The organism is Streptomyces sp. NBC_01481 (assembly GCF_026339995.1).
Taxonomy (GTDB): domain Bacteria; phylum Actinomycetota; class Actinomycetes; order Streptomycetales; family Streptomycetaceae; genus Streptomyces.
Window position 1 is genome coordinate 850,312 of the sequence record NZ_JAPEPT010000002.1, and the last position, 12,058, is coordinate 862,369.

Sequence of the window (12,058 nt, forward strand, 5' to 3'; positions counted from 1 at the left end):
GACATACCACGCGGTATGTGAGCAGAATCTTCCCACCCTTACTGCCACGTAGCGCTAGCGCCCACCGGGAGGACGCCGTGCTGAGCACCATGCAGGACGTACCGCTGACTGTGAGCCGCATCCTTCAGCATGGGATGACGATCCACGGAAAGTCACAGATCACCACCTGGACAGGAGAGGCCGAGCCGCAGCGCCGCAGCTTTGCGGAGGTCGGCGAGCGGGCGAGCCGCCTGGCCAACGCCTTGCGCGACGAGCTCGGAATCGACGGCGACCAGCGCGTCGCCACCCTGATGTGGAACAACGCGGAGCATGTCGAGGCGTACTTCGCGATTCCCTCCATGGGCGCCGTACTGCACACCCTGAACCTCCGCCTGCCCGCGGAGCAGCTGGTGTGGATCGTCAACCACGCGGCCGACCGGGCTGTCCTCGTCAACGGCTCCCTGCTGCCGCTCCTCGCGCCGCTTCTGCCGCACCTGCCGACGATCGAGCACATCGTCGTCTCCGGTCCCGGGGACCGTTCGCTGCTCGACGGCGCGCAGGCGCGGGTGCACGAGTACGAGGAGCTGATCGCCGGCCGCCCGAGCACGTACGACTGGCCGCAGCTGGACGAGCGCACCGCCGCCGCCATGTGTTACACCTCCGGCACCACCGGCGACCCCAAGGGTGTCGTCTACTCCCACCGTTCCATCTACCTGCACTCCATGCAGGTCAACATGACCGAGTCGATGGGGCTGACGGACCGGGACACGACCCTCGTCGTGGTCCCGCAGTTCCACGTCAACGCCTGGGGCCTGCCGCACGCCACGTTCATGACCGGCATCAACATGCTGATGCCCGACCGTTTCCTGCAGCCCGCCCCGCTCGCCGAGATGATCGAGCGCGAGAAGCCCTCGCACGCCGCCGCCGTCCCCACCATCTGGCAGGGCCTGCTCGCCGAGGTCACCGCCAACCCGCGGGACCTCAGCTCCATGAAGCAGGTCACCATCGGCGGCGCGGCCTGCCCGCCGTCCCTGATGGAGGCGTACGACAAGCTGGGTGTGCGGCTCTGCCACGCCTGGGGCATGACGGAGACCTCCCCGCTGGGCACTATGGCTCACCCCCCGGCCGGGCTCAGCGCGGAGGAGGAGTGGCCGTACCGCGTCACCCAGGGCCGTTTCCCGGCGGGTGTCGAGGGGCGGCTGGTCGGTCCCGGCGGCGAGATCCTGGCCTGGGACGGCGAGTCTGCCGGTGAGCTGGAGGTGCGCGGCCCCTGGATCGCGGGCGCGTACTACGGCGGCGCGGGCGGCGAGGACTTCAGGCCCGAGGACAAGTTCAGCGAGGACGGCTGGCTGAAGACCGGCGACGTCGGTGTGATCAGCGCCGACGGCTTCCTGACGCTGACCGACCGGGCGAAGGATGTCATCAAGTCCGGCGGCGAGTGGATCTCCAGCGTCGATCTGGAGAACGCGCTGATGGCACACCCGGAGGTCGCCGAGGCGGCTGTGGTCGCGGTCCCGGACGCCAAGTGGGGCGAGCGGCCGCTGGCGACCGTGGTACTCAAGGAAGGTTCGACCGCGGACTACGAGTCGCTGAAAGCCTTTCTCGCCGAGAAGGTCGCGAAGTGGCAGGTGCCGGAGCGCTGGGCGGTGATCCCGGCCGTTCCGAAGACGAGCGTCGGCAAGTTCGACAAGAAGGTGATCCGCAAGCAGTACGCGGACGGCGAGCTGGACGTCACCCAGCTGTAGCCGGGTGGAGCCGAAGGAGCTGTAGTTGACGTACGAAGGGGCGGCGGCCACAACCGCCGCCCCTTTCGAGCTAGTTCGTACCGATCTTCGCCAACAGATCGACGATGCGTGCCTGTACCTCGCTGCTCGTGGAGCGTTCGGCCAGGAAGAGCACCGTCTCTCCCGACGAGAGCCGCGGCAGCTCCGCGCGGTCGAGGCCCGCCGAGGTGTAGACGACCAGCGGGGTGCGGTTCAGCTGCCCGTTCGCCCGCAGCCAGTCAATGATCCCGGCCCTGCGGCGGCGTACCTGCATCAGGTCCATCACCACCAGGTTCGGCCGCATCTGGGAGGCGAGCGTGACCGCGTCCGTGTCCGCCCCGGCGCGCGCGACCTGCATACCGCGCCGCTCCAGCGTCGCCGACAGTGCGAGCGCGATCTCCTCGTGCTCCTCGATCAACAGCACGCGCGGGGGGTGCTGTTCGCTGTCGCGCGGGGCCAGCGCCTTGAGCAGTACGGCCGGATCCGCGCCGTACGCGGCCTCCCGCGTCGCCTGCCCCAGCCCCGCCGTCACCAGTACCGGAACCTCCGCCGCCACCGCGGCCTGGCGCAGCGACTGCAGGGCCGTCCGGGTGATCGGGCCGGTCAGCGGGTCGACGAAGAGCGCCGCCGGGAAGGCCGCGATCTGCGCGTCGACCTCCTCGCGCGAGTGCACGACCACCGGGCGGTAGCCGCGGTCGCTCAGCGCCTGCTGGGTGGAGACGTCGGGCGCGGGCCAGACAAGGAGACGGCGCGGGTTGTCCAGCGGCTCCGGGGGCAGTTCGTCGTCGACGGGCTGCGGCTGCGGCCGGTTGGCCACCTCGACCGCGCCGCCCGGGCCGTCCAGCGGCTCGGGGCCCTCCGCGCCCTCGTCGGGGGCACCGATCGCGTACGCCCGGCCCTCGGTCCGCTCGGCCGGCATCAGCGAACCGGTCTGTGCCGGGCCCTGCGGATGCTGACGGGCGGATGATTCGGAACGCTCGCCGTCCGGGGGCGTGGCCAGCTTGCGGCGACGGCCGGAGCCGAGTGTCTGGTTCTGCTTCTCGGTGATCTGCTGCGAGAACGGCACGCCCTGCCCGAGCGTGCGCACGCTGAAGGCCCGTCCCTGTGAGGCGTCGGCCGGAACCGGGGCCTCGGCCGGAACCGGAGCCTCGGCGGGCAGCGGCTGCGCGGCGGGCAGTGGCTGCGCGGCGCGCGAGGTGGCGGGACCGTCGGCGGGCACGGGCAGCGGCATCGATACGGAACCGGCGGCCGCGACCGTCTGGCCAGGGCTCAGGGCCGGGCTCTGCGCGGGTGCGGGAGCGGGCGGCTGCGCGGCCTCGTCGACGACCGCCGCGTGGTGCCCGGTCGAGTCGTCGGAGACGAGGGCCGCGAGGCCCCTGCCTGCGGTGCCGTTCTCGGCCCAGTCCGGCTGTACGGCAGGCTCGGCGACGGGCTGGGTGACCGGCTGGGCGACGGGCTGTGTGACCGGCTGCACCGCAGACGGCTCGGGTGTCTCTTCCGGCAGAGGCTGAGCCCCCTGGCGTGCCCGGCGCCTGCCCGTCGGCTCCGGATGCTGCTGCGGCGGTGTGTGGTGCTGGGTGCCCGGCTCGGTCGCTACGGCGTCGTGCCGGCCCGGCAGCGAGGCATCGGCCTCACCCGCCGACGGCGGAATCCGGTCGGCCTCGGCAGGCGGGAGCGCGAACGCCGTGCGCCCTGCCTCCACCTCGGCCGGCGCGGTCGCCAGCGCCCGCCTGGCGCGTCGCCCGGCGGTCGGAGCAGGGGCAGCAGCGGGGGCCGCGGTCGCGGTCGGAGCTGCGGGCAGCTGGGGCATCCCGCCATCGGGGCGCAGCGCGCGCCGCCCGGAGGGGCCCGTTCCGTGCGGGTCGACGGGCACGCCCTGCGGCGGCACCGTCTGGCCGAGCGCCGCCCGTCCGGTCGAGGCCGCGCCCTCCGCGGCCGTCACCACCGAACCCTCGGAAGGCCGGGGGGCCGCTCCCGCGGCGACCGCGACAGCCTGCTCGGCGGGGCTCGGCCGCCCGCGCCGACGCCCGGTCCCGCCGCTCCCCGAACCACTCCCCTCGCCCGATTCCTGGGCGGGGGTCTGCTCCCGCTGCGGCTCTCCCGCATGACCCCTGCGGCGGCCCGTCGGCTGCGTGGCCGGGTCCTCCACGGCCACGGGGCTCTCCAGGAAGGCATCCGTGGAAGCCCGCCGCGCTCGCCGCCGCCCGCCCCCGCCGGTCGTGGCGGGCGAGGCCTTCTGTTCCGGTACCGCGAGCACACCGGCCTCGGGATCCGGTGCCGGGGGAGCCGTCACCGTCCCCGAGCCCTCGCCCAGCGGCACCTCCAGGACGTACGCGCTGCCGCTCATCCCCGGCACCTCGTGCGTCTGCAGCACCCCGCCGTGGGCCCGTACGATCCCGCGCACGATCGGCTCGTGCACCGGGTCTCCCCCGGCGAACGGCCCGCGAACCTCGATCCGTACGACATCACCGCGCTGCGCAGCCGCCACGACGACGGTCGAGTCCACATACCCGCCGCCCGGAACCACCCGGGCCTTGCCGGTCGAGTCGACACCGGCCACGTCCGCGACGAGATGCGCGAGCGCCGTCGCCAGACGCCCCGCGTCCACCTCGGCCTCTATCGGCGGCGAGTGCACCGCGAACTGTGCCCGCCCCGGACCGATCAGCTCGATCGCGCCCTCGACACCGGCCGCAACGACCTCGTCGAGCAGCACCTTGGCCTTGTGCAACTCCTCCGCGCCCGTGTCGAGCCGCTGATAGCTCAGGACATTGTCGACAAGCGTCGTCATCCGGGCATATCCGGCGGCCAGATGATGCAGGATCTGGTTGGCCTCGGGCCACAGCTGGCCGGCCGGATCGGCGGCCAGCGTGCCCAGTTCGGCGCGCAGTTCCTCCAGCGGCCCGCGCAGCGACTCACCCAGTACGGCGGTCAGCTGGGCATGCCGGGCGGCCAGCTCCTCGAACCGGTCGGTCCGCTCCTCGATCTCGGCGGCGTAGCGCTCCGACTTGTCCGCGAGTTCCGCCGTCAGCCGCTCGGTCGTCTCCGCGATCTCGGCCGTCAGCCGCTCGGTCGTCTGCGCCAGCTCCGCCGCGTGCTGCTCCGCCTGCTCCTCGTAGGGGCGCCGGTCGGTGAAGGTCATCACCGCGCCGACGAGCTGGTCCCCGTCCCGTACCGGCGCGGTCGTCAGATCGACCGACACCTTCGAACCGTTCTTCGTCCACAGCACCTGCCCGCGCACCCGGTGCTTGCGACCGGACTTGAGGGTGTCCGCGAGCGGCGACCCCTCGTACGGGAAGGGCTCGCCGTCCGCGCGCGAGTGCAGGATCAGCGGATGCAGCTCCTGGCCGCCTAGGTCGCTAGCCCGGAACCCGAGGATCTGCGCGGCGGCCGGATTGACCAGGACGACGCGCCCATCCGTGTCCGTACCGACGACACCCTCGGACGCGGCCCGCAGGATCATCTCGGTCTGGCGCTGCGAACGCGCCAGCTCCGCCTCGGTGTCCACGGTCCCCGACAGATCACGCACGACGAGCATCAGCAGCTCGTCACCGGTGTAGCCGCCGCCGTACGAGTCGTACGCCTCGCGCCCGTCCTCGAGGCTCGCGCTGGTGACCTCGACCGGGAACTCACTGCCGTCCGTGCGCCGCGCGATCATCCGGGCGGGCTTGGTGCGTCCCCGCTCGTCGGCCGCCTCGGGCCGTCGCATCGAGCCCGGGATCAGCCGGGAGTCGAAGGAGGGCAGCAGATCGAGCAGCCCGCGCCCGACGAGTGCGGTGCCCGCGCTCTCGAAGAGTTCGAGGGCGATGGTGTTGGCGTTGACGACTGTGCCATTGCAGTTGACGAGCACGAGCCCGTCCGGGAGCGCGTCGAGTATGGCTGCGAGACGAGCAGCGCCTCGGGATGGCCTGCTGCTCACGACGACGGTTCCTCCCTGACCTACTGCATGGTGCGGACGGCCGGTCCCATACTGCCCCTCGGGCTTCAGCCTGTCACTGGAGGGAGTCTAAAGGCAGCGGATGTGCGGGAGGCGGCGGATGAGGGGGAGCTCTCACCAAGGTTGTGTGCACACGGCCTACGCCCTGGGCCTATGACCTGGTGTTCGGCAGTACGGGCTCCATCATGTGCCATCGCGAGATTTCGCAGCCGTTGGTCCGGCTGAAGGTGGCGTCCACCTGCCGACCCTGCCAGGTGCCGGTGATGTGCGCGATCTCGTCACCACCCATCTGCTCCGTACACATCTGGTCCTGCGGCACCGGCGCGAACGGGTCCTCCCCCTGCAGCGCCAACTCGTCCAGCCGGTCGCAGGCGTCCTGCGCCGCCGGGTGGTCCCCGCCGGTGGGCCCGCACCGAAGCACGTACATCCCGTCGGTCCGCGCGGTGTCGGACACGGTCACGGTCATCTCGTCCTCGGCCGGCGCGGACAGCAGCGGCAACGGCAGCGGAAGGGACGAGGCCCCGGCGGCGGGGATGGCGGCGGCCAGCGCGGCGGCGGAGGCGGTTGCGATGAGGACGATGCGGCGCAGCATGGAAACTCCTGGAGCTCGAGAGTCACGGTTCCGTCCGGGGCCCGGGGCCCCGGCATCTTTAACGCTCCGTGGGCCGCGGCGTTGCGCAACCGGAGAAGCGCTTTGCTCTGTGGCCCGCGCGCCTAGTACCGTGGACAGCGATTGGTGACACCCCACCGGGCTGTGTCATCATCTGCACGCACCACTCGCGCCCGCGCGGGTGAGCTGGAGGCGTCGCCTAGTCCGGTCTATGGCGCCGCACTGCTAATGCGGTTTGGGTCTTAAAGCCCATCGAGGGTTCAAATCCCTCCGCCTCCGCCAGTTGATCACCGAAGCCCCGTCCTGATGGCCGGGGCTTCGGTCGTTCACGGCTGCTTCGCGGGGGCGATTCAGGGGCGTTTCTGCGGCGTTTTCGCAGGTCAGGCAGGATGTGCTTAACGGATTTCACCTGACGGCGCGGGTCATGTAATGTTGTTCCCGCAACGCCGACCGGGCAGAAAAGCCCAGGACGCACAAGCACTCGTAGCTTAACGGATAGAGCATCTGACTACGGATCAGAAGGTTGCAGGTTCGAATCCTGCCGAGTGCACACAGCTCAAAGCCCCCTCGGGATCATCCCGGAGGGGGCTTTGTCGTGCCGTACAGCAGTGAAGTACAGCAACGGCCGAAGGCTGCTGATCTCTGGGCCGGGCCCCGTAGGTAGGGTGTCCGCTCGATGTCGCTCCATGCCGGGGGGTTCTGGCAGCTGTGAGCGACCGGAGGGGCGGGCGTACATGAAGTTCAACCGGGGATTGGTCGGGCTCACGGCCATTGCCGTGGCCGCACTAGTGGGCTGTCGGCCAGCCTCTCCAACGACGGTGGGCGCTGAATCCTCGTCTGCGGAGCTGCAGGGCCACTGGTGGACGTGGGCAACGTCCGAGCCCGAGGCGACGAACCCCGTTGCCGACGATGACGGGAGCGCATGTGATCGAAACCAACCGCAAGACGTGTGGTTCCTGGCAGGCACCTTCGGTGGCCACGTCAAGCGTGCGTGCAGTGTTCCCGCTGGTCGCCCGGTCGCTTTCCCTGTCGTGAATCTCCTCAGCGATCGTGCGGACTGTGCAGCTTTCATGAGCAGCGCCTACGGGACGGTGTTCCTGGATGGCAAAAAGCTTGAGCCGGAGACCTACGAAGGTGAGTCGATCACCGTGCGCAGCGTTAGGGGCAACGCGGTTACCGGAACGGGAGGCCGCATCACAGCCGTTGGGTGCGGCTTGTGGGTCCGGCTGCAATCGCTGGCGCCCGGGGCGCATACGCTGAGGATCCGAGGCCAGTCGGGTGACTTCTCGACCGGCGTGGACTACGCGCTGACTGTAGAGGCCCCGTCGGCGTAGGCCAGCCGTAACAGCGAAGACCAGGGGAACACTCCCCAGGTCTTCTGCACTGATACGCGGCGGCTGTGGCGACTCAGCCGGTGTCGCCCATCGCTTCGGACAGCTTGCCGATCGCCGCGCGCACTGCTTCCTCGCTCGCTTCGGCGTAGACCTCCATCGTCATGGCGATCTGAGAGTGCCGCAGGATGACGCCGCCAGCCCGTCCCCGGGGGATGCCGGTTGCGGGCGTCAGTAGCCGGTGCCGCGCTTGACCTGGGCCCGCTCGGTCCCATGGGTCGCACCCTTGTCGTCCAAAGTGCGACACGCGTCGGCGATGTCCTGGCTCAGGCGATCGACCTGCTCGCGGCTCAGGGTCTCCTTGACCAGGGCACGCATGATCTTCACCCGCTCCGCGTTGGGCGGGAGCGTGTACGCCGGCACCATCCAGCCGCGCTCGGCCGAGAGTTGCCAGGCGACGTCGGACTCGTCGTAGGCGTGCTTGCCGGCGAGACGGAAAGCGACCAGCGGCAGCTGCTCGAGGTCGCTCCCGATCACCTCGAAGCGGCCGCTGCTACGCAGGTTGTCCGCCAACGCGAGGGCGTTCTCCTGCATCATCTTCATGACGTAGGTGTAGCCCTGGCGACCGAGCCGGACGAAGTTGTAGTACTGCGCGAGCACCATCGACGCGCCGGTAGAGAAGTTCAGCGTGAACGTCGCGTCGGTCTTGCCCAAGTAGTTCTCCTGGAACACGAGGTCCTTGGGCAGGTCGGACTCCTCGCGGAAGACCAGCCAGCCGATGCCGGGGTAGACCAGGCCGTACTTGTGTCCCGAGACGTTGATCGAACGGACCTGCTCGAGCCGGAAGTCCCATTTCGAGTCCGGGTAGAGGAAGGGCCACACGAATGCGCCGCTGGCTCCGTCAACGTGGATCGGGATGTCGAGGTCCCGCTCCTTGCGGACGTCCCGCAGGAGCTTGTCGATCCCGACGACGTCGTCCTTGTGGCCGGTGAACGTGGTGCCGAGGACGGCGACGACGCCGATCGTGTTCTCGTCGAGGTGAGGCTCCACGTCCTCCGGGCCGATCGTGTACTTGCCCTCGGCAAGCGGCACGATCCGCGGCTCGACGTCGAAGTAGCGGCAGAACTTCTCCCACACGACGTGGACGTCCCCGCCGAAGACCAAGTTGGGGCGGTCGACCGACAGATTGGCCGCCTGGCGGCGCTCCCGCCACTTCCATTTCAGGGATAGCGCACCGAGCATGATCGCCTCGGACGAGCCCTGGGTCCGACATCCGGTTGTCCTGCCCGGCGCGTTGTAGAGGTCGGCGAGCATTCGCACGCAACGCTGCTCGATCTCGGCGGAAATCGGGTACTCCGCATGGTCGATGAAATTGCGGTGGAGATTCTCGGCGATCAGCCGTTGCGCCTCCGGCTCCATCCAAGTGGTGACAAACGTGGCGAGGTTGCGCTGCGGGTCACCCTCCATGGCGAGATCCACATCCACGAGCCTCATTGCATCCGTCGCAGCCATGCCTTCCTCGGGGAAGGTCTCCGAGGGAGCGGGCACGGTCAGGAATCGGTTGCCGAACAGAGCCGCGGCGTCACTCTTGGTCATACCGGCGACTCCACCACGGTCGGAGAGGGAGCCATGCTCAGGACCTGTGGATGGGGCTCGGGATGCACGCGAACGGCGTACCTTCCCGAGCGATCGACGACGCTCGCCAGCCGCACGGAAGCCCGCGTTCCGGTGGATGGACGGTGAAGGAAGCCGCAGGAGCCACCTCTTGTGACTCTCAGCAACAGGTCAGAGTCGTGATCGCAGATTCGGTTCAGGCATCAGGCTGCGGTACAGCAGAGAAGTACAGCAACCCCAGCAGCCGCCACCGTCCAGCAGCGTCCCCCAGAGCGCTCGAAGCGACCGCTATGACCGCCAGCGACCGATCCACACAGAGCTGCGGATCAGAAGGTTGCAGGTTCGAATCCTGCCGAGTGCACACAGCTCAGAGGCCCCTCGGAGAAATCCGAGGGGCCTCTTGCGTTGCCGTGAACCGTGAGCTCTCGCGGAGCCGATCGGGTGGCCCGTGCCGGGTGGTGGTGCGGAAATCTCGGCGTAGCGGTGGACCAGCCGTAAGTCTGACCGGGTTGAGGCTGAGGTCGAGAGAGGCGTGCGGAGTGCGGGAACTCGCGATCATCGAGGCGCCCTCCGTTCTCGGGCTGCGGCCGAGCGGGGTCGAGGAGCTGCCGCAGGCGCTGCTCGGGGCCGGGCTGGTGGAGGGGCTGGGGGCCGTGCGGGGTGGGCGGGTTGAGGCGCCGGCGTACGAGGCGGGGCTCGATCCCGAGAGCGGGGTGCTCAATTCGGGTGGTATCGCGCGGTACTCCAGCGCACTCGCCGACACCGTGGGTGGCGTCCTTGACCGTGGGCTGTTTCCTGTCGTCCTCGGCGGGGACTGCAGCATCCTGCTCGGCAATCTCCTCGCGCTCCGGCGACGGGGGCGGTACGGGCTGCTCTTCCTCGACGGGCACACCGACTTCTATCAGCCGTCCGCCGAGCCGGCCGGTGAGGTCGCGTCGATGGAGCTCGCGCTGGCGACGGGGCGCGGGCCGCGGGTGCTGGCCGATCTGGAAGGGCTGGGGCCGTTGGTGCGGGACGAGGATGTCGTCGCGCTCGGGTTCCGGGATGCCGGCGAGTCAGCGGAGGCCGGGATGCAGGCGCTGCCGCCGAAGTTGGGCGCGGTCGATCTCGACGGCGTGCGGGCTGTCGGGGCCGCGGCGGCGGCGCGGGGGGCCGTCGGTCGGCTCGGGGAGTACTGGGTGCACCTCGATGTGGATGTGCTGGACGACGCGGTCATGCCCGCCGTCGACTACCGGCTTCCCGGCGGGCTGAGCTGGGCCGAGCTGGAGAGCGTGCTGCGCACGGCGCTCGGGGACGAGCGGGCCGTCGGCTTCGATGTCACGATCTTCAATCCCCGTCTCGATCCCGACGGGAGCATCGCCGCGAGGCTCGTCGAGTGCCTGCGCCGGGGGCTGTCCGCGCGGACCGGTCGGGGCTGAGCCGGGCTGGTCAGGTCTGGGCCGGGGCCGCGCAGGCCTGAAACGATCGCGGGCGATGTCAGCGGGCTCCGGTAACGTCCCCGTTTTCGGCCGGAGGTGTGTGTATGGCGTGGCGCTGCGCAGGGCTCAGCTGGCCGCGGGGGGCCCGGATGCCCGTGCTCGCGTGGGACGGCGGCCGGGTCAGTCCGCTGACCGCCGGGAAGGAGCTCGGCTTCCGTGCCGAGGGTGAGCGATGCTGCGTCGGGGCGCGGGGCAATCCCTGTGCGCTCGGCGCCGTCGTGGCGGGCCGGGCGACCCAGGCGCGGTGTGCGGAGTGCGCGCGGCTGGACCGGGCGCACTCGGTGGCCGCCGACACCATCGCGGACGACCCCCGGACGTACCGCGTGTATCTCGCCTGGTTCGGTCTTGAGATGGTCAAGGTCGGCATCACCGCCGAGGAGCGCGGGCCCGCGCGGCTGCTGGAGCAGGGGGCCGTCGTCTTCAGCTGGCTGGGGCGCGGTCCGCTGATGGCCGCGCGCCGGACCGAGGAGCTGCTGCGTAGTGCGCTGGGGGTGCCCGACCGGATTCCGTACGCGGCCAAGCGCGCCGTCCGCGCTGCCCTGCCCGGGGCGGAGGAGCGGGCCGCGGAGATCGGGGAACTGCACCGCCGCGCCGTGGGGCTCACCGGGTGGGCCGAGTCGCTGGAGCGGCTGGATTTCGAGGCGGTCGACCACGCCGAGGTGTTCGGGCTCGACGGTCTGCCCGCCGCGACCGGAGTTGTGCGCGAACTGGTGGACGGCGGGGTCGTCGCCGGGCGCGTGGTGGCGGCGGCCGGGCCCGATCTGCATCTGCGGACCGCGGACGACGGGCTTGTCGTGCTCGATACGCGGCTGATGACCGGCTGGTCGCTCCTCGGCGCCGGGTCGGGGGAGGGCGTGACGGTGCCCCTGCTCGACGTCGCCGGCGGGGCCGTTCAGGACGGGCTCTTCTGACCGTATGGTCAAGTCTTGGATCCCCTTTGGATCCCTTACTGCAATGAGGCTGGACACCTCCCTGACCGGGAACGGAGGCTGGGCGTCATGAGCATTCAGAACATCAGACCTGTCGCGGCGCATGAACCGCCTTACTACACAGTGGTCTTCACCTCCGTCCGTCCCGACCAGCCCGAGGGATACGGCGAGACCGCCGAGCGGATGAAGGAACTGGTGCGGGAGGTGCCCGGGTTCCTCGGGTACGAGTCGGCCAAGACGCCCGGCGGGCTCGCGATCACCGTCGGCTACTTCCGGGACGAGGAAGCCATCGCCGCCTGGCAGCGGAATCTGGAGCACCAGGCCGCGCAGAAGCGCGGACGCGCCCAGTGGTTCGACAGCTACAGCGTCCATGTCGGCAAGGTGGAGCGGAGTTACGGCTTTGAGCGGGAGTGACGAGGT

General features: G+C 70.2%; 8 protein-coding genes and 2 tRNA genes. 7 read left to right on the forward strand and 3 right to left on the reverse strand.

Annotated features, from left to right (window positions below; translation table 11 throughout):
- Nucleotides 1-77 precede the first annotated feature (77 nt).
- Nucleotides 78-1,724 (forward strand): long-chain fatty acid--CoA ligase, encoded by a 1,647-nt coding sequence (locus OOK40_RS14525; RefSeq protein ID WP_266480770.1) that lies wholly within the window; start codon nucleotides 78-80, stop codon nucleotides 1,722-1,724.
- A gap of 70 nt (nucleotides 1,725-1,794) precedes the next feature.
- On the opposite strand, the gene OOK40_RS14530 is transcribed toward OOK40_RS14525, so the two are convergent.
- Nucleotides 1,795-5,658: a PAS domain-containing protein gene (locus OOK40_RS14530; RefSeq protein WP_266480772.1), complete on the reverse strand. Its 3,864-nt coding sequence runs from the start codon at nucleotides 5,656-5,658 to the stop codon at nucleotides 1,795-1,797.
- 169 nt (nucleotides 5,659-5,827) lie between these two features.
- Nucleotides 5,828-6,268 (reverse strand): SSI family serine proteinase inhibitor, encoded by a 441-nt coding sequence (locus OOK40_RS14535; RefSeq protein ID WP_266480774.1) that lies wholly within the window; start codon nucleotides 6,266-6,268, stop codon nucleotides 5,828-5,830.
- Between the two features lie 206 nt (nucleotides 6,269-6,474).
- Here OOK40_RS14535 and OOK40_RS14540 point away from each other — a divergent pair.
- The 3 genes from OOK40_RS14540 (at nucleotide 6,475) to OOK40_RS14550 (ending at nucleotide 7,620) form a co-directional block, all read left to right on the forward strand.
- Nucleotides 6,475-6,568, forward strand: a tRNA-Ser gene (locus tag OOK40_RS14540).
- Between the two features lie 195 nt (nucleotides 6,569-6,763).
- Nucleotides 6,764-6,836 (forward strand) — tRNA-Arg (locus tag OOK40_RS14545).
- Between the two features lie 520 nt (nucleotides 6,837-7,356).
- Nucleotides 7,357-7,620, forward strand: coding sequence for a hypothetical protein (locus tag OOK40_RS14550; protein ID WP_266480776.1), 264 nt, complete (start codon nucleotides 7,357-7,359; stop codon nucleotides 7,618-7,620).
- Nucleotides 7,621-7,848: 228 nt separating this feature from the next.
- On the opposite strand, the gene OOK40_RS14555 is transcribed toward OOK40_RS14550, so the two are convergent.
- Nucleotides 7,849-9,213 carry a glutamate decarboxylase gene (locus OOK40_RS14555; protein ID WP_266480778.1) on the reverse strand — a complete coding sequence of 455 codons (1,365 nt, stop codon included), beginning with the start codon at nucleotides 9,211-9,213 and terminating at the stop codon, nucleotides 7,849-7,851.
- 557 nt (nucleotides 9,214-9,770) lie between these two features.
- Here OOK40_RS14555 and OOK40_RS14560 point away from each other — a divergent pair.
- From OOK40_RS14560 to OOK40_RS14570, 3 genes are all read left to right on the forward strand, one after another.
- The gene (locus OOK40_RS14560; RefSeq protein ID WP_266480780.1) at nucleotides 9,771-10,649 is read left to right on the forward strand and encodes an arginase family protein; all 879 of its coding nucleotides are present in this window, start codon (nucleotides 9,771-9,773) and stop codon (nucleotides 10,647-10,649) included.
- A gap of 104 nt (nucleotides 10,650-10,753) precedes the next feature.
- Nucleotides 10,754-11,620: a DUF2797 domain-containing protein gene (locus OOK40_RS14565; protein ID WP_266480782.1), complete on the forward strand. Its 867-nt coding sequence runs from the start codon at nucleotides 10,754-10,756 to the stop codon at nucleotides 11,618-11,620.
- Between the two features lie 87 nt (nucleotides 11,621-11,707).
- Complete coding sequence (locus tag OOK40_RS14570; RefSeq protein WP_266480784.1) at nucleotides 11,708-12,052, forward strand: antibiotic biosynthesis monooxygenase; 345 nt, start codon at nucleotides 11,708-11,710, stop codon at nucleotides 12,050-12,052.
- Nucleotides 12,053-12,058 lie beyond the last annotated feature (6 nt).